Origin of the sequence: Stenotrophomonas sp. 704A1 (genome assembly GCF_030549525.1) — a bacterium.
GTDB lineage: Bacteria > Pseudomonadota > Gammaproteobacteria > Xanthomonadales > Xanthomonadaceae > Stenotrophomonas > Stenotrophomonas tuberculopleuritidis.
This window is the reverse complement of the sequence record NZ_CP130831.1, coordinates 516,656-536,610: the sequence shown is the minus strand read 5'-3', so window position 1 is coordinate 536,610 and position 19,955 is coordinate 516,656. Positions and strand designations below refer to the sequence as shown.

Below are 19,955 nucleotides of genomic sequence, written 5' to 3'. Positions count from 1 at the left end.
TCACACAATCCGCTCTTCAGAAATCCCGGTGCCGGGCCGACAAGGGGATATCCCCCCTCCTTGCGTCGCGCCATGCTCATCATCGTTGGATTCCTGGTCGTCATCATCAGCGTGCTGGGCGGCTACCTCGGCGCACACGGCCGCCTGGGCGCGCTGTGGCAGCCCTACGAACTGGTCATCATTGGTGGCGCCGCCCTGGGCGCGTTCCTGGTCGGCACCCCGGCCAAGACGGTCAAGCAGACCCTGCAGGCCATGGTCGGCGTGTTCAAGGGCCCGCGCTACAAGCAGCAGGACTACATCGATGTCCTCAGCCTGCTCTACGAACTGCTCAACAAGGCGCGCCGCGAGGGCTTCATGGCCCTGGAAGACCACGTCGAGCGCCCGGCCGAAAGCGCGCTGTTCGCCAACTATCCCAAGGTGCAGGCCGACCACCACCTGGTCGACTTCATCACCGACTGCCTGCGCCTGATGATCGGCAGCAACATCGAGCCGCACGAACTGGAACCGCTGCTGGAGCTGGAGCTGGAAAAGCACCACGCCGAAGCGATGGCCCCCTCGCAGGTGCTGACCAAGGTGGCCGACGGCCTGCCCGGTTTCGGCATCGTCGCGGCGGTGCTGGGCATCGTCATCACCATGGGCTCGATCGGCGGCGACATCGTCGAGGTCGGTGGCCACGTCGCCGGCGCGCTGGTCGGTACCTTCCTCGGCATCCTGCTCGGCTATGGCTTCGTCGGACCGATGGCAGCGGCGATGGAAGCGCGCGCCGAACAGGACAGCCGCATCTACGAGTCGGTGAAGACCGCACTGCTGGCCTGCCTGCGTGGCTACAACCCGAAGATCGCGCTGGAATTCGCCCGCAAGACGCTGCCGTCGAACGTGCGCCCGGCGTTCTCCGATTTCGAGCAGCACCTGAAGACGGTCAAGTAAGCCATGGCCGAGACCAAGCCCACTGTCATCGTCCGCCGCGTCAGGAAGGGCGGCCATGCCGCCCACCACGGCGGGTCGTGGAAGGTTGCCTATGCCGACTTCGTGACCGCGATGATGGCCTTCTTCCTGGTGCTATGGCTGATGGCCAGCACCAGCAAGCCTGAGCGCGCGGCCATTTCCGAGTACTTCCGCAACCCCAGCCCGCTGGTCGGATCCAGTGCCACGCCGGCGCCGGGCATGGCCGGCCCCGGTGGTGCCAGCACCTCGATGATCAAGCTCGGCGGTGCCACCGATGTCTCGCGCGGCAACAGCAACGATCCCTTCCAGAACCAGCAGAAGGCGATCCCGCAACCGGTGGACGAGCAGCAGCGCGACAAGCAGCAGCTGGAAGCCCTGATGAAGGAACTGCAGGAGGCGATCAGCCGCAGCCAGGCACTGGAGCCGTTCAAGGACCAGCTGCTGCTGGACCTGACCCCGGAAGGCCTGCGCATCCAGATCGTGGACAAGCAGAACCGGCCGATGTTCGACCTCGGCAGCGCGACCCTGAAGCCGTACACGCAGCAGATCCTGCACGAGCTGTCCGAATACCTGAACCATGTGCCGAACCGGATCAGCCTGACCGGCCACACCGACATTACCGCCTACACGGCCGCACGCGGCTACGGCAACTGGGAACTGAGTGCCGACCGCGCCAATGCCGCGCGCCGCGCGCTGATCGATGGCGGCCTGGAAGACAGCAAGATCACCCGCGTGGTCGGCCTGTCGTCGTCGGTGCTGTTCGACCGCGCCGACCCGCAGAACCCGATCAACCGCCGCATCAGCATCGTGGTGATGACCCAGGCCGCAGAAGAGGCCGCGCTGGCCGGCGCCGGGCCGCAGGTCGGACTGTCGGCGACCACCGTGGACCCGGATGTAAGGGCGGCGCAGGGTGAAGCCGCGAGCGGGGCCGGAGCCCTTTCCCCCGGAAAGAGCTCTGACCCCTGACCGGTCTCCGCCGGGCATGGCCCGGCGCTACCTTGGGGCGCTGCATTCCGGTAGCGCCGGACCATGCCCGGCGAGCACGGGGCGCTGCATTCCGGTAGCGCCGGGCCGTGCCCGGCGAGCACGGGGCATTGCATTCCGGTAGCGCCGGGCCATGCCCGGCGAGCGCGGGGCATTGCATTCCGGTAGCGCCGGGCCATGCCCGGCGAGCACGGGGCATTGCATTCCGGTAGCGCCGGGCCGTGCCCGGCGAGCGCACTGCGCGTCACCCAGTACAATGGCGGTCTTTCCGTTTCCAGGTGACCCCACCCCATGTCCCAGAACTCCAAGGCCAAGCGCGACAAGCGCAAGAAGCAGCAGGCCAAGCGCCCGTTCCTGCGCCTGAACGCCCAGCAGCAGGTGCAGAACCATGCCGTGCTGACCAACGAGGACGGCCAGGTCGTGGCCGCCATCGGCCTGCAGGGCCGTGAGTGGCTGCTGGCGATCGGCGGCCAGACCATGGGCAACGCCGAAAACCCGGTGCCGATGCTGGCCATGCTCAAGCACCTGTCCAACGTGCAGGAAGCCGAAGGCCGCAAGGTCACCCTGGAATACTCCGAGCTGATGCAGAAGCTGCTCGACACCCTGGCCGCGGAAGCCGGCCAGACCGCCGAGGCGTATCTGGACACGCTGGTCGCCGAGTTCGCCACGGTGGAAGGCGAAGACGCCGTTGACGGCGAAGCGGCGGAAGCCGAGGCCGTCGCGGAAACCGCAGACGCCGACGGCGCTGCCGACGCCGACGCCGCTACGGCCACCGACGCCGACGGCAAGCCGCAGGCCTGATCCGGCCGCGGCGGTGTCGGTCTACGTCGATGACGCGGTGCATCCCTGGCGCGGCCAGCGCTGGGCGCACCTGATGGCCGATACCCTGGCCGAGCTGCACGCGATGGCGGCGCAGCTCGGCATTCCCCCGCGGGCCTTCCAGAACAAGGCCAGCGGCGCGCACTACGACGTCACTGCAGAGCTGCGCGCGCAGGCCATCGCGCTGGGCGCACGCGCCATTTCCCGGCATACCGACCGCGAACTGGTGAAGGCGGTGATCGCCAACGCACGGGCGCAGTACCGGCCGTAGGCTCGCCGTGTGTCCGCCGGGCATGGCCCGGCGCTACCGATCAATCTCAGAACGGATCGCTGCCCAGCCGCACTTCGACGTTCAGCAACGAGCACAGGGCTAGCAGCGCATCGTCATCGCGGGTCAGCGCCATCCAGCCGCTGAAGCCGTCGTTGCCGGCATCCACGCTCCACAGCGTGTAGTTGTGCTCGCGCAGGCGATCGAAGGCGGTGCCCATCAGCTGCACACCGTCCAGGTCCGCAGCGAAATCCTCATCGTCCAGGTCACCGCCCCAGTCCGGCTGCAGGTTGAAACGCGCCGACAGCTCGTTCACCGCTGACTGCAGCGATTCCAGGTCATCACGCTCGACCTCGAAACCGGACTGCCAGGCGATGGCGGTGAACAGCGCCGGCAGCCAGTCGCTGTCGGCCTCCAGCGGCTGGCCGTCCTCGACCAGGCGCTCGCGCCAGCGGTTGAACTGCTGCAGCGCCAGCTCCTCGTCGCCAGGGTTGATCAGCACCAGCAGGTTCCAGACCCGCGCCTCGAAGTCGTCCTCGTCGAAATCGTGGGCGTCTTCCTCGAAGTCGAAATAGTCGCTGTTGTCGGGCATGGCGGGCACTCCTTGGGGCAGGTCGGCATTCTACGGTTTATCCTGTACCGCTGAAGCCGGCCGTGGTGGCCGTCACTGTGAATGAAGCGATGAGCGATACCCCTCCCGACCACCTGGCCATCAACCCGGCCAGCCCGTTCCATGACGCGCAGGCCCTGGAGCGCGGCGTTGGCGTGCGTTTCAACGACGTCGAGCGTGACAACGTCGAGGAATACTCGGTCAGCGAAGGCTGGATCCGCGTGCAGGCCGGCAAGGCCCGCGACCGTCGCGGCAACCCGATGACCATCAAGGTCAAGGGCAAGGTCGAGGCGTACTTCCTGGACCAGAACCCGGAATAACAGGCTCTTGTAGAGTCGAGCCATGCTCGACTGCTTTCGGTTCCGGGTTCATGACCCCGCGCCAGAAGCAGTCGAGCATGGCTCGACTCTACATGTCAGGGTCATTCGCGCTTGCGCGATTCCAGCAGGTCCAGGTTGCGGATCAGGCGCCGCGAGATCTCATCGGAGATCACCCCGCGCCGGGTCAGCCGGAACAGTTCCTCGCGTTCAGCGGTGAGGCCGGCACTGCGCAGCTGCCGATAGCCCAGCTCCATCCGGTTGACCTTCTCCGGGTCCACGTCCGGGTTGTCGCGGTCCAGGTGGCGCTGGTACAGCAGGCTCACCCGCGAGGCAGCGTCGTTGTACAGCTGCACGTTCTCGGTGTTCTGGTTCAGCACCAGCTGCTGGCGCATGCGCTCCACGCCGGCCAGTGCCGCCTTCGAGGACAGCTTGCGGGCCAGGTCCTCTTCCTTGCGCTCGCCCGAATCGGCCGGCAGCTGCAGGCCTTTCAGCAGCTGTGGCAGGGCCACGCTGGCGCCGACCAGCGAGAACAGGATGACGGCCGCAGCCAGGAAGATCACCAGGTCGCGCGCCGGGAACGGGCTGCCGTCCGGCAGGAACAACGGCAGTGTCAGCACACCCGCCAGCGTGATCGCGCCGCGCACGCCGGCCACCGAGGTGGCCACCACGATGCGCCAGTTCGGTGCCTCGCCGTGCTCCAGCCCGCGGCGCCGGGCCCGCAGCAGGTTCCAGCGCAGCGACAGCCACACCCACAACAGGCGCAGCGCGATCAGCGTGGCGTTGATCACCAGCACGTACACCAGCAGCCACCAGGCGCTCTGGTGGCCGGACTCGTTCATGGTGGTGGTGGCACGTTCGACGATGCCCGGCAGCTGCTCGCCCAGCAGCACGAACATGATGCCGTTGAAGCTGAACTGCAGCATGTTCCAGACCCCGGCACGCTGCACGCGCATGCTGCCGGAGACGCGGCCGGTCATTTCCACGTAGCTCATCGAGATGCCGGCGGCGACTGCCGCCAGGATCCCGGACGCGTTGATTTCTTCGGCCAGCAGGTAGGCCGCGAAGGGGATCAGCAGGTTGACCAGCATCGCCGCGCCGGGGTCTTCGCCGAAACGGCGCCACAGCCAGCGCTGGAAGGTGGACACACCCAAGGTGACCGCCACGCCGACCGCCAGGCCGGCCACCGCCACCCACAGGAAGGTCAGCGAGGCAGTGGCCAGCGAGAAGGTGCCGGTCATCACCGCTGCCACCGCAAAGCGGAAGCAGACCAGGCCGGACGCATCGTTGAGCAGCGACTCACCTTCCAGGATATGCATCAGGCGCTTGGGGATCGGCGCCTTCGATGCGATCGCGCCGACCGCGACCGGATCGGTCGGCGATACGATCGCCGCCAGCGCGAAGCACACCGCCAGCGGCATCACCGGAATCATCCAGTGGATGAGCAGGCCGGCACCGATCACGGTGAACACCACCAGGCCAAACGCCAGTTCGAGGATCGCGCCCTTGTCGCGGAACAGGCCCTGCTTGGGTATGCGCCAGCCATCGAGGAACAGCAGCGGGGGCAGGAACAGCAGGAAGAACACTTCCGGTTCCAGTGCGTGGCCACGATTGAAGACACCGGCGATCACCGCGCCCAGGCCGATCTGCACCAGTGGCAACGGCAATGAGAACGGCAGGACGCGGACCAGGTAACCGCTGGCAACAACGGCCACCAGCATCGCCAGGACGACTTCGATGGTGTGCATGCTTCTTCCAGGAAGCGGCGCGTGGGGCCCGTGTAACCGGGATGCGCCGGAGACTGGAAAAAAACTTATCACAGCGCGCCACCGCTGCGGCCGCCGATGTGAATGCGCGTCAGGCGAGCGACAGCAAACGCGCCGGGTTCCCGGCCAGCGGCTGCCGCCGGCCGCGCCGCCGCTGGGCCACGCCCGGCCGCGGCGGCCGCGACGCGTTCATCCCACGCCGTGCGCGCCGGCGGCGCCGTCGAAGCGATAGATGTCCATCGCCAGGAAGCCGGCGTCGATACCGGCATCGATGCGCCGCGCACCGAAGCCCGCCTCGCCCGCTGCGCCCATCGCGAAGTACAACGGCAACAGATGCTCGTCGGTGGGGTGCGCACGTTCGGCGAACGGCGCCTGGCGGCGGTAGTCGAACAGCGCGTCGGCGTCATCTGCCGCCAGCCGCTGCTCCACCCAGTCGATGAAGGGGCGCACGTACGGTGCTTCCCTGCCCTGTGCGTAGTTGCCCCAGTCGTGCAGGTTGTGGGTGATGCTGCCCGAGCCGATCAGCAGCACGCCCTGTTCGCGCAGCGGCGCCAGCGCGCGCCCCAGCGCGAACTGATGCCGCGGCCCCAGCATCGGCTGGATCGACACCGGCACCACCGGGATATCGGCCTGCGGGCGCAGCAGCCGCAACGGTACCCACGCGCCGTGGTCGAGACCGCGCTGCGGATCGAGCGCTACCGGCAGGCCCGCGGCGGCGATGCGGCCGGCCACATCTTCAGCCAGCGCCGGATCGCCCTTGGCCGGGTACTGCAGCTCGAACAGTTCGCGCGGAAAGCCACCGAAGTCATGGATCGTGGGCGGTTGCGGGTGCGCACCCACACGCGGTTGCCGTCCCAGCCAGTGCGCCGAGGCGATGACGATCGCCCGCGCCGGCGGCAGCGCGCGGCCCAGGTCGGCCAGACGCTCGCCGACCTGGCCGGGATCCAGTGCGGTCATCGGCGAGCCATGCGAGATGTACAGCGAAGGCAGGCGGGGCATGAGGTTCTCCAGAGGCGGAATCAGGGTGCGATCAACGCGAACGCAGGGTCCAGCGGCCATCGCCCAGCAGGAACAGCACGACCAGGGCCAGCGCCCAGAATGCCGGGTACTCCCAGCCACCGCCGGGGTTGGCGAAGCTGAAGCCATTGCCACCGTGCACGCTGATGATGGTGCCCAGCAGCAGCGGCACGCCGGCCAGGCCGACCCAGCGCGCGTACACGCCCAGCAGCAACGCAGCGGCAAGCAGCAGCTCCACGGCGATGGTCAGGTGACCCAGCACGCCGGGCAGGCCCAGCGATTCGAAGAAGGCGGCGGTTCCCGCCGGAGTGAACACCAGCAGCTTGGTCAGGCCGTGGACCAGGAACAGCACGCCCAACGCCAGGCGCAGCAGGGTCGCGGCATACGCGGCCAGCGGGGACAACGGAGCAGCGGTCGTGTGCATGAGGGTTCTCCAGGGGACCGGCACAGGTTATTGCGCCTTCACGGCCTGATAAATACGATGATTCGACCGTATTTATTTCAGAAGGCGCAACAATGGACACCCTCGAGGCGATGCGCGTGTTCGTTGCCGTGGTCGAACGCAACGGCTTCAGCGCGGCGGCCCAGGCGCTCGATCTGTCCACGGCCGGGGTCACCCGCCAGGTCGCCGCGCTGGAAAAGCGCCTGTCCACCCGTCTGCTTCACCGCACGACACGCCGGGTCAGCCCGACCAGCACCGGTGCGGCCTATTACGCACAGTGCGTGCGCCTGCTGGCCGAGTTCGACGCACTGGAGGCCAGCATCGGCGCGCAGGCGCTGGAACCGTCCGGAACGCTGCGCATCAATGCCCCGGTCAGCTGGGGCATCGCCCGCCTCGGCCCGCTGCTGGCCGGTTACCGCGCGCGCTACCCGCAGGTGGAGCTGGACCTGGCATTGTCCGACCGCCTGGTGGACATGGTCGAAGAAGGCTACGACGTGGCCATCCGCATCACCCGTGAACCCGGCCCGGCGCTGATCGCGCGGCGCCTGGGCGAGGCCCGGATCAGCCTGTGCGCCGCGCCGGCCTACCTGGCCGCCCGTGGCATGCCGCAGACCCCGCAGGATCTGCAGGCGCATGACTGCCTGGGCTACAGCTACTGGTCGGCCGGTGACCAGTGGCCATTGCACGGCCCGCAGGGCGAAACGCGGGTCACGGTCACCCGTGTGCTGCGCGCGAACAACGGCGATGTGCTGCGCGAAGCTGCCATCGCCGGCCTCGGCGTGATCCTGCAGCCGGACTTCCTGCTGCAGGAAGCCTTGGCCGACGGCCGCCTGGTGCGCGTGCTGCCGGACTGGCAAGCGGCCCCGATCGGCATCTTCGCCGTCTACACCAGCCGCAGCCACCTGGCGCCGAAGGTGCGCAGTTTCATCGATCATCTGGTGGACGTCGGGGTGTAAGGGTGCGTCCGCCGGGCATGGCCCGGCGCTACCCGGGCGCATCCATCACACGGTAGCGCCGGGCCGTGCCCGGCGGACACGGAGCGCGGCCTAGGCCGCCACTTCATCCAGCGAATCGATGATCTGCTGCAGCGGCGCCGGACGGCCCAGCAGATAGCCCTGCACCTGGTCGCAGCCATGTGCGGCCAGCCAGTCCAGCTGCCCCGGCGTTTCCACGCCTTCGGCGATGATCGTCAACCCCATGCTGTGCCCCAGCGACAGCAGCGCGCGGCAGATCGAGGCGTTGCGAGGGTTGGTTTCCACGTCGGCGACGAAACTGCGGTCGATCTTGAGGATGTCCAGCGGCAGGTGCTGCAGGTAGGACATGCTCGAATAGCCGGTGCCGAAATCATCCAGCGACACGCTGATGCCCTGCTCATGCAGCCGCTGCATGGTCTGCAGGGCCTGGGCCGGCTTGCGCATCAGGCTGCTCTCGGTCAGTTCCACGTGCAGCGCGCCGCGGGCCAGGCCGAAATCCTGCTGCGCGCGGGTGAACTCGGCCACCAGGTCGCTGTTGAAGAACTGCACGGCCGATACGTTCACTGCGATCGGCAGCTCGCCCCAGCCGGCCTCGACCAGGCGCCGTTGCGCCCGGGCCGCGGCGCGGATCACCCAGCGCCCGAGCGCGAGGATCAGCCCGGTGTCCTCGCACAGCTGGATGAACTCGCTGGGCGGAATGAAGCTGCCGTCGGCCTGTGGCCAGCGCAGCAGTGCCTCCAGCGCGGCCGGGCTGCCGTCGCTGGCATGCCGGATCGGCTGGAAGTACAGCTCGAACTCATTGTCGATGGCCGCATGGATGCGTCCAGCCAGGCGCAGGCGGTCGGCCAGGCGGGTGGTCACGGCCGCATCGAACCAGGCCACCACGTTGCCTTCGGCGCGTGCAGCATGCGCGGCCTGCGCCGCCATGCCGATCACCTGCTCGGCGCTGTGGCCGGCGTCGGCCGCGCGCACCGCCACGCCGATGCGCGGTTCGAACTGGTGCAGCGAATCCTGCCCGCGCATGGGCGCCGACACGATCTGCAGCAGGTCGTCCAGCACGCGCTGGGTGTTGTGCCCGGGCGCGATGGCCAGCACGAAGTCCTCGGCAGGCTGGAACGCCAGCAGCCCGAAGCGCGCCCCCAGTCCCCCCAGGCGCGAGGCCATCGACTGCAGCACCGCATCGCCGATCTCGCGCCCCAGCGTATCGGCCACCAGCTGCAGCCCCCGCAGCTGCACATAGGCGATCGTGTACGCGCCGGCCTGTTCGTCCAGCTGCGCGCTCAGCGCGCGCACGTTGAGCAGACCGGTGGCCGGGTTGTGCCGTGCGTGGTAGGCCAGGTCGCGCTCATAGGCCAGGCGCTCGCTGACATCCTCGGCCAGCACCAGGCAAGCGGGTTGGCCGTCGAAATCCAGCTGTGACAGGTGCACCCGCACCTCGAACACCGTGCCATCCTTGCGCTGGTGCAGACGCACGGCCGCGTCCTGCAGCTCGCCGCTGCGCACCTGCGCGATGGCGCCCTTGACCTCGTCCCAGCCCTCGCGCGGGCGGATGTCGAGAATGCTCATCGCCAGGAATTCATCGCGGCTGTAGCCGTACTGCTGCACGGCCGCCTGGTTGACTTCGATGAAGCGCAGGGTGTCCGGGTCGAACACCCAGAACGGCGCCGGGTTGCGATCAAACAACAACCGGAAGCGGCGCTCGACCTGGCGCATCTGCTCACGCGCCTGGTAGCGCTCGCTGAGGTCGGTCAGTGCACCGATCATGCGCCGCTGGCGGTCGGCCACCGCCACCCGCTGCCCGCGCGCGGCCACCCAGCGCACCGCGCCGCCGGGCAGCACCAGCCGGAACTCCTCATCCAGTACCGCCGTCCCGGCAAAGGCCTGGTCGAACGCCTGCTGCAGGCGCTCGCTGTCGTCGTGATGGACGCGGGCGAAGAACTCGGCCACCGGCAGCGCATCGGCCTGGATGCCGAAGATCTCGCGGGCCAGCGGCGACCAGCGCAGCAGCGCCGCATCCTCATCCACGTACCAGGTGCAGACCCGCCCCACCTGGTGGGCCAGGCGCAGTTCGGCGTGGCCGGTGCGCAGCTCTTCGGCCATCGACTGCTGGCGGTGGGTACTGCGGCGCACCGCATACAGCAGCACCAGCAGTACCGCCACATAGGCCAGCACGATGGCGATGGCCGCCTGCAGGTAGGGCCACCACGGCGCCAGCACATCTTCATCGGCCAGCCCGACCTGCACCGCCAGCGGGCTGTACTCCAGCGTGCTGATGGTGGAAATGCGCGCCACCTGGTCGACCGCACCGGCCACGCTGCCCAGCTCGACCACTGCCTGCCGGCCCAGCAGCTGCCGCTCGGGCAGCTGATAGCGGCGGCCGACCGTGCCCTGCGGGTCCGGCACGCGCGCCAGCATGTAGCCATCGGCATCGCTGATCGATACCAGGCCGTTGGGCCCCACATCCAGACCGCCGACGATCCGTTGCAGTTCGCCGCAGCGCAGGCGCGCCAGCAACCAGCGGTCCCCGGCCATCGGCAACGCCAGCGGCACGACCCAGCCACCGTCGCTGGCACGCTGCGGTGGGCCGACGTACAGCGCGCTGCCCTGCCCGCGCCGCTGCGGATCGGTCCACAGCGGCAACTGCAGATCGCCCTTGCCAGCGGTCAGTGCGCGGCCATAGGTATCGAGCACGACGATGCTGTGCAGCTCGGCATGCCGGCCCAGCACACCGGCGATGGCCGCATCCAGCAGCGCCGGTGCCTGCGCGGGAACCGAGCGGAACAGTTCGGCCGCATCGGCGGCAATGCCGCCCATCGCCCGTTCCAGGTTGCGCAGTTCCAGCGCCAGCAGGCGCTCGCTGCCCACCGCCAGTGCGCGGGTCTGCCGCTGCGCGGCTTCCAGGCGGCGCTGGTAGTCGTTGACCAGCATCGCCGCCAGCCCCGCCGCCAGCAGCACGCCCAGCACCACCCCGCCCCAGGTAATGGCACGCAGCGGCCGGGCCAGCGCGTGTCTCAGCGCCGGCATCGGTCGGTCTTCCCTGTCCAGTCGGCTGGCTTCATGCGCGAACGATTCCTCCACATCCCCGACCTCAGCGGCCGGCGGACGCCATTCTTGACGCTTCGACCCTTCCCGCATTCCCTCCCCCGGGGTGCTGCAGGCTTCCAGCGGGCAGCATGCACCACCCCGATGACCGCGTGAAGATCGCTGCCCCGCGTTCAGCCAGATCGCGCACAGCGGCGGGCCCACGGCGGAGCGTCCGGCCGACCCGCCGCAGATTAGACTTGGGGTTTTCCGCCGCAAGAGAAGTCCATGTCCAAGCTGCGCCGCCCCACCCTGGCACTGGCCATCGTTGCCAGCCTGTCCCTGGCCGCCTGCGACCGCCCGGCCGCGCCCGCCGCCGGCTCCACCGCGCCGGCCGATGCGGCCCCCACCGCCGCCAAGCCGATGCTGGGCAGCTTTGGTTTCGATGCCAGTGGCATGGACCGCAGCATCACCGCTGGTGACGACTTCTTCGGCTTCGCCAACGGCAGCTGGGTGAAGAACACCGAGATCCCCGCCGATCGCTCGCGTTTCGGCAGCTTCAACGTCATCGCCGAGAAGACCCTGGCCGATACCCGCGCCATTCTCGAAGGTGCCGCCGGCAACAGCCAGGCCAGCGGTGACGACAAGCTGATCGGCGATTACTACGCCGCCTACATGGACGAAGCCGGCATCGAGCAGCGCGGGCTGGCACCGGTGCAGCCGCAGCTGAAGAGCATCGAGGCGATCGCCGACAAGGCCGGCCTGGCCCGCGCCCTGGGTGGCGACCTGCGCGCCGACGTCGACCTGCTCAACGCCACCAACTTCTACACCGACCGCCTGTTCGGCCTGTGGGTATCGGTGGACCTGCTGCAGCCCGACCGCACCGCGCCGTACCTGGTGCAGGGCGGCCTGGGCATGCCCGACCGCGATTTCTACCTGGGCGACGGCCGCATGGCAGAACTGCGCAAGCAGTACCAGGCGTACATCGCGCAGATGCTGCAGCTGGCCGGCGTTGCCGACCCGGCCGGCAAGGCGCAGCGCATCCTCGCGCTGGAAACCCGGATCGCGCAGGCGCACGCCACCCAGGAAGAAACCAATGACGTGACCAAGGGCGCCAATCCCTGGACCCAGGCGGATTTCAACGCCAAGGCGCCGGGCATGGATTGGGCCGCCTTCCTGGATGCGGCCAAGCTTGGCCAGCAGCAGGACTTCATTGTCTGGCAGCCCAAGGCCGTGGCCGGCCTGTCCAAGCTGGTCGCCACCGAGCCGCTGGATGCCTGGAAGGACTACCTGGCCTTCCACGCGCTGGACCGTGCCGCCGCGTACCTGCCGAAGAAGTTCGCCGATGCCCGCTTCGCCTTCCATGGCACCGCGCTGAGCGGCACGCCGCAGCAGAGCGACCGCTGGAAGCGCGCGGTGGACGATGCCAACCACGCCGTCGGCGAGGCCATCGGCAAGCGTTACGTCGAGAAGCACTTCGACGCGAAGACCAAGGAGCGCGCGGACGAGATGGCGAAGAACATCATTGCCGCCTTCGCCAAGCGCATCGATGCGCTGTCGTGGATGTCGCCGCAGACCAAGGCCAGCGCCAAGGCCAAGGTGGCCGGCCTGACCGTGGGCATGGGTTACCCGGAGAAGTGGCGCGACTACAGCGGCCTGGAGATCCGCCGCGATGATCCGCTGGGCAATGCGCAGCGTGCCGAACTGTTCGAGTACCAGCGCAACATCGCCAAGCTGGGCAAGCCGGTCGACCACAGCGAGTGGGCGATGCTGCCGCAGACCATCAATGCGATGAACGTGCCGCTGGAAAACCGCCTGGTGTTCCCGGCCGCGATCCTGCAGCCGCCGTTCTTCGATGGTGCCGCCGACGATGCGGTGAACTACGGCGCGATCGGCGCGGTGATCGGCCACGAGATCAGCCACGGCTTCGACAATGCCGGTGCGCTGTTCGATGAGACCGGCAAGCTGCACAACTGGTGGACCGCCGAAGACCTCACCCAGTTCAACGCCGCCGGGGATGCGCTGGCCGCGCAGTTCAGCAGCTATGAGCCGTTCCCCGGTGTGCACGTCAACGGCAAGCTGACCCTGGGCGAGAACATCGCCGACGTGGCCGGCCTGGGGACTGCCTACGACGCCTACCAGCTGTCACTGCAGGGCAAGCCGGGCCAGACCCTGGAAGGGTTCACCCCGGACCAGCGCTTCTTCCTCGGCTTCGCCCAGGCCTGGCGCAGCAAGAGCCGCGAGCAGGCACTGCGCAATTCGCTGCTGACCGATGTGCATGCACCGGGCCAGTTCCGCGCGCTGACCGTGCGCAACATCGACGCCTGGTATCCGGCGTTCGAGGTGAAGGAAGGCCAGAAGCTGTACCTGGCCCCGGACAAGCGGGTCAAGGTGTGGTGAGGTAAACGGAACGGGCGCCGCAAGGCGCCCGTTTTGTTTCCATGGGTAGGTGCCAACCTTGGTTGGCGTTTTTCCGGCATCCACGCATGGCATGGATGGGCGCCGCGGCGAAGCGCACCGACCAAGGTCGGCGCCTACCCGGGCAATGCCGGCCACTCGCGCAACAATTCCACCGGCACACCCATGCGCGTGCAGGCGCGGCTGGCCAGGCCATCAGGCAGCGCGCGGCGGAACAGCGGGGCCATGCCCTGCATCAGCTTCGCCGACGCAGCAGCCTGCGCACGCTGGCGCGCATTGCGTTCCAGCATGCCTTCGGCCCAGTCCGGCAGCAGCGCTGCACCGGCGCCGAGGAACACCTCGCGCGACAGCCCCGGCACCGGTACCGGCAGGCGCACGCCGGACAACACCTCCAGCACCTCGCGGGAGCGTTCGTCCACGCGCAGCTCAGGCTGCCGCGCGCAGAAGTACGCCGCCACTTCCGCTTCGCTGCGTGGCACATCCACCGCGCCCAGCGCCTCGGCCACGCAGCGGTATTCGTCGTAGTAGCGATCCGCGATGTGCGCCGGCACCTCGCGTCCGTAACGGCGGAAGCCCTGCAGGAAACCGAAGGCCTCGGTCACATGCACCCAGGTCAGCAGTTGCGGATCATCGGCGGCATAGGGCTCGCCCTGCGCGGTCTGGCCGCGGATCTGCGCGTGGATGCGGCGCACTTTTGCCACCAGCGCCTCCACCTCGCCGCTGGGCGCGTAGCTGGTGCCGGCAACGAAGGCCGTGGTGCGGCGCAGGCGTCCCACCAGGTCCTGGCGGAAATGGGAGTGGTCGTAGACGCCGGCCAGCGCACGCGGGTGCAACGTCTGCAGCATCAGCGCGCACAGGCCGCCGGCCAGCATCGAGGGCAGCTCGGCATGCATGCGCCAGGTCACGCTGTCCGGCCCGAACCAGCCCGGATCGCCGTGCGGGCGGTCGTACTCGATGCCGCTCTGGCCACGGGGAAAGGCATCGAGCACCCAGCGCCGGATGGGCGCGGTGACGGGGCGGGACAGGCGCTGCAGCAGCGGCGGCATCGGTGCTCCAGAAGGCGGGGAAATCGAGTCGCGTCCTGCGCGGTCTGGCTCGATTCTGGTCGATCCCGGCCGCCGCGGCGAGTCCGGATGCTCAGCTGCGGTTTCATGTGCATGCGCAGCACGTTTCACCCTGCGACATCTTGTCGCAGGCCGCAGCACTGATGGTGCGCCGCACCAATCTTCACCTGTTCAGGCAGAAGCCTTGCGCCACAGGGCATTGCCCCCGTTGCACGGCGCGCTGGAAGTGCTAGAACTGAATCCGCCACACCGTCCAATGCTGATCGCCGCACGTTCCACAAGGAGCCAGCCATGATTGCTTTGTTCAAGGGTTTGGGACTACTGCTTCGCGACAACGAGCTCTACAGCAGCCCGTTCGATAAACAGGTCGCGCATTGGCGCAACCTCAGCGAGCAGCAGATCCGCGATGAAGTCGCGGTGCTGGCCCAGGCCAAGTGCCAGTGGCTGATTGCCTCGATCGTCGGCTGGCAGGCGGCCTCGCTGCTGATCCTCGGCCTGATCACCAATTACCTGTGGCGCGACGACTACCACATCACCTTCACCCGGGTGGTCGTGGTGTTCGGCTCCTGGATCTCGATCCTGTTCGTGATCTGGTTCATGGCCAACATGTTCGACCGCACCGCCGGCTTCGAGCGCTGGATGAAGGCGTTCAACAGCCGCGCCCGCATCACCTCCAAGGCCGACAGCGTCGAGCATGTCGCCGAGGCGCTGGACCTGGCCGAACACTACCCCGAAGTGCTGGACTACAAGCAGGCGGTGACCGCCAAGCGCGAACTGCGCCACGAGGACATCCGCATCATGACCGAGATCGGGCGCATGAAGCAGCACTCCGAGCTGGTCGGCCGCCTCAACCACGTCGGCGAAACCGAACACCATCACGACCTGACCCTGCAGCCGGCCTACTGAGCGGAGCGCAATCCGGGGGGAGCCACACTGCCACCGTGCTCAGTCGCGGTGGCAGTGTTCTTTGTGCCTGTCGTCAACGCAGTGGCTGAAGCCCGCCGGCAGATCCTTGAACTGCCGGGTCTGGCCCACGGCCAGCGCAAACGAGCGCAAGGGCGGCGTCGCACAGGGCGCATCCGGGCGACAGGCCGGGGCCAGCACCAGGTAGTGGCACTGCCCGCTGCGGCTGGCGAGGCACTCGAAGCGCGCCACGCCATCGACCACGCTGCGCTTGCTGTAGAGCGTATCCACGCCATTGGCGGTGCTGCGGGTGATCGACGTCTCGGTGGACTTCCCGCAGCCGGCAACGGCCAACGCAGCGATGCACATCAACAGGCAGGGACGCATGGGAGGCTCCTGGCAGGACCGGGACGCGGCTACATGCCGCGGAACAGACTCATGAACGGCTGGCTGACCACCAGCGTCTCGGTACGCTGGCGCAGGCGCAGCACACCGCGCCCGGTGTCGTCGCGGCTGACCGCCGCCACCGCCTTCATGTTGACGATGGTGGAGCGGTGCACCTGGCGGAAATGCTGCGGATCCAGCACCTCCAGCAGTTCGCGCAGCGGCGTGCGCAGCAGGCTTTCGCCGGCGGCGGTGACCACCGTGGTGTACTTGTTGTCGGCACGGAAATAGATCACATCGTCCAGCATGATCAGCTGCGTGTCGCGGCCGTTGCTGGCCGTGATCCAGGCCAGCGGGGGCCGTTCGCTGGCCACGGCTGCGGCGCCCAGCCGCTGCAGCAGGCGCTCCAGCACGGCATCGTCCTGGCGGCTGGACGGCAGGCGCGACAGGATGCGCTCACGGGTGGCCAGCAGGCGTTCATCGCTGACCGGCTTGAGCAGATAGTCCATCGCGCCCTGCTCGAAGGCATCGATGGCGTACTGGTCGTAGGCGGTCACGAACACCACCTGCGTACGCGGGCTCAGTTCACCCAGCGCGCGCGCCACTTCGATGCCGCTGATGCCGGGCATGCGGATGTCGAGGAAGGCGATGTCCGGCTGCTTCTCGGCCAACTGTTCCAGCGCACTGGCGCCGTCCTCGCATTCGGCCACCAGTTTCAGCTCCGGCCACAACCGGCCCAGCTGCTCCACCAGCGAGTGCCGCAGCAGTTCCTCGTCTTCGGCGATCAACGCTTCAAGCGGCATGGCTGCGCTCCGTGGCCGGCTGCGGCAGGGTCATGGTCGCGGCCACGCCGCTGGGGAAGTTGGCGACGATGGCCACGCCGGCCTGCTCGCCACAGGTCAGCCGCAGGCGCTCGCGCAGGTTCTTCAGGCCGATGCCGGTGCCACTGGTGCCCTGGCCGAACCCCAGGCCGTCGTCGGCCACGGTCACGGTGACATGGTCGTCGAAACCGCGTGCCAGGATCCAGATGGTGCCACCGCCCGGCTTGGGCTCCAGGCCATGCTTGATCGCGTTTTCCACCAGCGTCTGCAGGGCCATCGCCGGCAGCTTCACCGCGTGCAGTTCGGTGGGCACCTGCACGTCCACCGCCAGCCGCGCGCCCATGCGGATGCGCAGGATCTCCAAGTAGGCGCGGGTGCGCTCCAGTTCCACGCCCAGCGTGGACACCGATTCGTCCACCTGCGGCAGTGAGCTGCGCAGGTACTGGATCAGGTGCCCGAGCATCTGTTCAGCGCGCGCCGGATCGGTGCGGGTCAGCACCTGTGCGTTGGCCAGCGAGTTGTACAGGAAGTGCGGCTCGACCTGGGCGTGCAGCAGGTTCAGGCGTGCCACCGACAATTCCTTTTCCACCTGGGTCTGCTCGGCGGCGGCCTGTTCATCGCGACGCTGGTCGGCGACACGGCGGCTGATCGCGCGGGTGACCGCTTCGGCGTTCTCGTAGTTGCTGCCTTCATCCAGCGCGAGCAGGTCGGCCCACCAGCCAGCATCGGGTTCGAACAGCAGGGTGACGGTGCTGGTGCCCTGCCCCGGGGTCACCGTGGCCAGCACGCTGTTGCGCTTGATCGCCAGCCGCGCCGGCAGGTTCCAGCGCGACGGCTGGCGACCATTCCACAGGTCGACGCGGCGCACATACGCGCGCACCTGCAGGCTGCCGGCCGAACTTTCCACCTCTTCCACCCGCGGCAGCTCACCCACCGCTGCCTCGACCACGGCGAACGCGTGGCCGGCATCCATCGGCAGTTCGATCTGCCGGCGCTGGCGGCCGGACAGGGTGGCGCCGTCCAGGCGCCCGGCCACCAGCCAGACCCGGCGCACGTGGGTCACCGCGCTGCCCAGCGCGGAAATCATCAGGAACATCACCAGCAGCCCGAACACCCAGCCCGGGCCATCGTTCATGCCACTGAATATTCCGCTCCAGACCATGCCCGCCACGAACAGCGCTGCGGCCCAGGCCAGGAGATGACGGAGGATGAGGGAGAGGCTGGCGATCACGGCGGCGTCTGGATGGAAGGGGTGAGCCGAGCATAGAGCGGCCCATCGGGCAGACAAGCGGTATGCGACGAAGTGCGGGAAAGCAGGGATGGAAGCCTTCAGCGCAACGCCGGGCAGGGCCCGGCGCTACCGGGGGTGGCGGGGCAGCGCGCCCCGCTTTCCCTTATTTCCGCTGGTCGGCGCTGGCGTCACGCACGGCGCGGAACGACTCGTCCTGGCTCCAGTTCGGCCAGGCACGGGAATTGGCCAGCTGGTTGCCCAGCGTGTACAGCACCTCCAGGTCGCGCGCGGCACCGGCGAACACCCAGTCCGGCTGCCATTCGTCACCCTGCTGGTGGTAGCGCTTGGCGGTGTAGTCCTCGGAGGCCTTCCTGCCCACGGCTACGCCGCCGTCCACCCAGTCCTGGCCGGCCGACCAGGACAGTGCCGGCACGCCACGCTTGGCAAACGGGAAATGATCGGAACGGAAGAACAGGCCCGCTTCCGGCTTCGGGTCCGGCGTGTAGCGGATGTCCCAGCCCTTGGCGACCTCCTTCAGCTGGTCCAGCAGCTCGAAGCGCGCGGCACCGTAGATGCCGAAATCACGCGACGGACCGAACGGCGCCATGCCGTCCATGTTGATCATCGCCACGGTCTTTTCCAGCGGATACAGCGGATGGGTGGCGTAGTACTCCGAACCCAGCAGGCCCTTCTCCTCGGCCGTGACCGCCAGGAACACCACCGAGCGCTGCGTGCGCGGCGCCTTGGCGAAGCCGCGCGCCAGTTCCAGCAGCGATGCGGTGCCGCTGGCGTTGTCCAGCGCGCCGTTGAAGATGCGGTCGCCGCGCGCATCAGGCTCGCCCACGCCGATGTGGTCCCAGTGCGCGCTGTAGACGATCGTCTCGTCCGGATGGCGGCTGCCTTCCAGGCGTGCGGCCACGTTGTGCGAGGTGATCACTTCGGTCCTGACCGCGTACTTCGCATCCAGGCTGGCGCCGGTCAGCGGCACCGGGGTGAAGTCGCGCTGCTGCGCCTTCTTCTTCAGGGCCTCGAAGTCCTGCCCGGCTGCGCGGAACAGCTCAACGGCGAGGTCACGCTGGATCCAGCCTTCCAGCAGCGGGTGGGTCTCGGCCGGGTTGTCTCGCACCACGTCGAACATGGTGTTGGTGTTGGAGCCGGCCACGGTCGCCCAGCCGTAGGAGGCCGGTGCGGTCTCGTGCACGATCAGCACGCCGAGCGCGCCCTGGCGTGCGCCTTCCTCGTACTTGTACGGCCAGCGCCCATACCAGGTCATGCCCTTGCCGTCGAAATCGCCCTTGCCGGTTTCAAAATCCGGGTCGTTGATCAGCACGACGGCGATCTTGCCCTTCAGGTCCACGCCCTTGAAGTCGTCCCAGTTGCGTTCCGGGGCTTTCACGCCGTAGCCGAGAAACACCAGCGGCGCCTTGCTGATATCCACATCGGTGGCGCCATTCATGGCTGCACGCACCGCGATCTGCTTGCCCTGTTCGAGCGTGATGGTCTTGCCGCCCTGCTGCAGCGACAACTGCGGGGTGCCGACGATATCGCCCTTGCGCAGGGGGACGGCCTGGGTCCACAGGCGCTTGCCATCCTTCAGGTCACCGCCCGGCTGCAGGCCGGCGTCGGCGAACTGCCTGCTGAGGAAGGCGATGGTCTTTTCTTCGCCGGCCGTGGCCGGCGAGCGGCCTTCGTAGGCGTCGGACGCCAGTTCCTTGACGTCGGCGGAGATCCGCGCGCCATCGAATTTCGGGGTGGCCGCCATCAGTGCGCTCGACACCGACAGGGCGAGCACGCCCAGTACGAGTTGCTTCATTGCTCTCTCCAGCAGGGAAATCCTTCCGGAGTGTAAGGGGTTCGGCAGGGCTGCGCCCGGCACCTGCCGAATCAACGGCAACGTCAAAAGCCGGCTTCCTGAGGGCAGGTGCCGACCTTGATCGACACGGGAGATCCACGCGATGCGTGGATGACGAA

Annotated in this window: 18 protein-coding genes; 8 read left to right on the top strand and 10 right to left on the bottom strand. The window is 68.2% G+C overall.

Features of this window, described 5'->3' with window-relative positions; translation table 11 throughout:
- The first annotated feature begins 72 nt into the window (after positions 1 to 72).
- The 4 genes from motA to Q5Z10_RS02430 all read left to right on the top strand — a co-directional run bounded on the left by motA (position 73) and on the right by Q5Z10_RS02430 (position 3,019).
- Positions 73 to 927 (top strand): flagellar motor stator protein MotA, encoded by an 855-nt coding sequence (gene motA, locus Q5Z10_RS02445; RefSeq protein WP_303637768.1) that lies wholly within the window; start codon positions 73 to 75, stop codon positions 925 to 927.
- A gap of 3 nt (positions 928 to 930) precedes the next feature.
- Positions 931 to 1,911 (top strand): flagellar motor protein MotB, encoded by a 981-nt coding sequence (gene motB, locus Q5Z10_RS02440; protein ID WP_303637767.1) that lies wholly within the window; start codon positions 931 to 933, stop codon positions 1,909 to 1,911.
- A 309-nt stretch (positions 1,912 to 2,220) separates the two neighbouring features.
- Positions 2,221 to 2,730: a hypothetical protein gene (locus Q5Z10_RS02435; protein WP_303637766.1), complete on the top strand. Its 510-nt coding sequence runs from the start codon at positions 2,221 to 2,223 to the stop codon at positions 2,728 to 2,730.
- A gap of 13 nt (positions 2,731 to 2,743) precedes the next feature.
- On the top strand, positions 2,744 to 3,019 hold the full coding sequence (locus Q5Z10_RS02430; RefSeq protein WP_303637765.1) for a DUF4031 domain-containing protein: 276 nt from the start codon (positions 2,744 to 2,746) through the stop codon (positions 3,017 to 3,019).
- 46 nt (positions 3,020 to 3,065) lie between these two features.
- On the opposite strand, the gene Q5Z10_RS02425 is transcribed toward Q5Z10_RS02430, so the two are convergent.
- Positions 3,066 to 3,608, bottom strand: a complete 543-nt coding sequence (locus Q5Z10_RS02425) for a DUF6630 family protein (RefSeq protein ID WP_303637764.1) — start codon at positions 3,606 to 3,608, stop codon at positions 3,066 to 3,068.
- An 89-nt stretch (positions 3,609 to 3,697) separates the two neighbouring features.
- On the opposite strand from Q5Z10_RS02425, the gene Q5Z10_RS02420 reads away from it, so the two are divergent.
- Positions 3,698 to 3,946, top strand: a complete 249-nt coding sequence (locus Q5Z10_RS02420; RefSeq protein ID WP_303637763.1) for a DUF3297 family protein — start codon at positions 3,698 to 3,700, stop codon at positions 3,944 to 3,946.
- Positions 3,947 to 4,047: 101 nt separating this feature from the next.
- Here Q5Z10_RS02420 and Q5Z10_RS02415 read toward each other — a convergent pair whose 3' ends face one another.
- From Q5Z10_RS02415 to Q5Z10_RS02405, 3 genes are all read right to left on the bottom strand, one after another.
- Positions 4,048 to 5,691 carry a Na+/H+ antiporter gene (locus Q5Z10_RS02415; protein ID WP_303637762.1) on the bottom strand — a complete coding sequence of 548 codons (1,644 nt, stop codon included), beginning with the start codon at positions 5,689 to 5,691 and terminating at the stop codon, positions 4,048 to 4,050.
- Between the two features lie 207 nt (positions 5,692 to 5,898).
- Positions 5,899 to 6,708 carry a dioxygenase family protein gene (locus tag Q5Z10_RS02410; RefSeq protein WP_303637761.1) on the bottom strand — a complete coding sequence of 270 codons (810 nt, stop codon included), beginning with the start codon at positions 6,706 to 6,708 and terminating at the stop codon, positions 5,899 to 5,901.
- Positions 6,709 to 6,739: 31 nt separating this feature from the next.
- Positions 6,740 to 7,150 carry a DoxX family protein gene (locus Q5Z10_RS02405; protein WP_303637760.1) on the bottom strand — a complete coding sequence of 137 codons (411 nt, stop codon included), beginning with the start codon at positions 7,148 to 7,150 and terminating at the stop codon, positions 6,740 to 6,742.
- Between the two features lie 92 nt (positions 7,151 to 7,242).
- Between Q5Z10_RS02405 and Q5Z10_RS02400 the strand changes: the two genes are divergently transcribed.
- Positions 7,243 to 8,124, top strand: coding sequence for a LysR family transcriptional regulator (locus Q5Z10_RS02400; protein ID WP_303637759.1), 882 nt, complete (start codon positions 7,243 to 7,245; stop codon positions 8,122 to 8,124).
- Between the two features lie 90 nt (positions 8,125 to 8,214).
- On the opposite strand, the gene Q5Z10_RS02395 is transcribed toward Q5Z10_RS02400, so the two are convergent.
- Positions 8,215 to 11,277, bottom strand: coding sequence for a bifunctional diguanylate cyclase/phosphodiesterase (locus tag Q5Z10_RS02395; protein WP_303637758.1), 3,063 nt, complete (start codon positions 11,275 to 11,277; stop codon positions 8,215 to 8,217).
- Positions 11,278 to 11,451: 174 nt separating this feature from the next.
- Between Q5Z10_RS02395 and Q5Z10_RS02390 the strand changes: the two genes are divergently transcribed.
- Positions 11,452 to 13,563 carry a M13 family metallopeptidase gene (locus Q5Z10_RS02390; protein WP_303637757.1) on the top strand — a complete coding sequence of 704 codons (2,112 nt, stop codon included), beginning with the start codon at positions 11,452 to 11,454 and terminating at the stop codon, positions 13,561 to 13,563.
- A 134-nt stretch (positions 13,564 to 13,697) separates the two neighbouring features.
- Here Q5Z10_RS02390 and Q5Z10_RS02385 read toward each other — a convergent pair whose 3' ends face one another.
- Positions 13,698 to 14,627 (bottom strand): oxygenase MpaB family protein, encoded by a 930-nt coding sequence (locus tag Q5Z10_RS02385; RefSeq protein WP_303637756.1) that lies wholly within the window; start codon positions 14,625 to 14,627, stop codon positions 13,698 to 13,700.
- A gap of 309 nt (positions 14,628 to 14,936) precedes the next feature.
- Between Q5Z10_RS02385 and Q5Z10_RS02380 the strand changes: the two genes are divergently transcribed.
- Positions 14,937 to 15,551: a hypothetical protein gene (locus tag Q5Z10_RS02380; RefSeq protein WP_303637755.1), complete on the top strand. Its 615-nt coding sequence runs from the start codon at positions 14,937 to 14,939 to the stop codon at positions 15,549 to 15,551.
- Between the two features lie 39 nt (positions 15,552 to 15,590).
- Here Q5Z10_RS02380 and Q5Z10_RS02375 read toward each other — a convergent pair whose 3' ends face one another.
- The 4 genes from Q5Z10_RS02375 to Q5Z10_RS02360 all read right to left on the bottom strand — a co-directional run bounded on the left by Q5Z10_RS02375 (position 15,591) and on the right by Q5Z10_RS02360 (position 19,797).
- A complete protein-coding gene (locus Q5Z10_RS02375) occupies positions 15,591 to 15,935 on the bottom strand; it encodes a hypothetical protein (RefSeq protein WP_303637754.1) in 345 nt (114 codons plus the stop codon).
- Between the two features lie 29 nt (positions 15,936 to 15,964).
- The gene (locus tag Q5Z10_RS02370; RefSeq protein WP_303637753.1) at positions 15,965 to 16,735 is read right to left on the bottom strand and encodes a LytR/AlgR family response regulator transcription factor; all 771 of its coding nucleotides are present in this window, start codon (positions 16,733 to 16,735) and stop codon (positions 15,965 to 15,967) included.
- On the bottom strand, positions 16,725 to 17,984 hold the full coding sequence (locus tag Q5Z10_RS02365) for a sensor histidine kinase (protein ID WP_303637752.1): 1,260 nt from the start codon (positions 17,982 to 17,984) through the stop codon (positions 16,725 to 16,727). Before Q5Z10_RS02365 ends, Q5Z10_RS02370 begins: the two co-directional genes overlap by 11 nt.
- A gap of 163 nt (positions 17,985 to 18,147) precedes the next feature.
- A complete protein-coding gene (locus Q5Z10_RS02360) occupies positions 18,148 to 19,797 on the bottom strand; it encodes a M28 family metallopeptidase (protein ID WP_303637751.1) in 1,650 nt (549 codons plus the stop codon).
- Between the last annotated feature and the right edge of the window lie 158 nt (positions 19,798 to 19,955).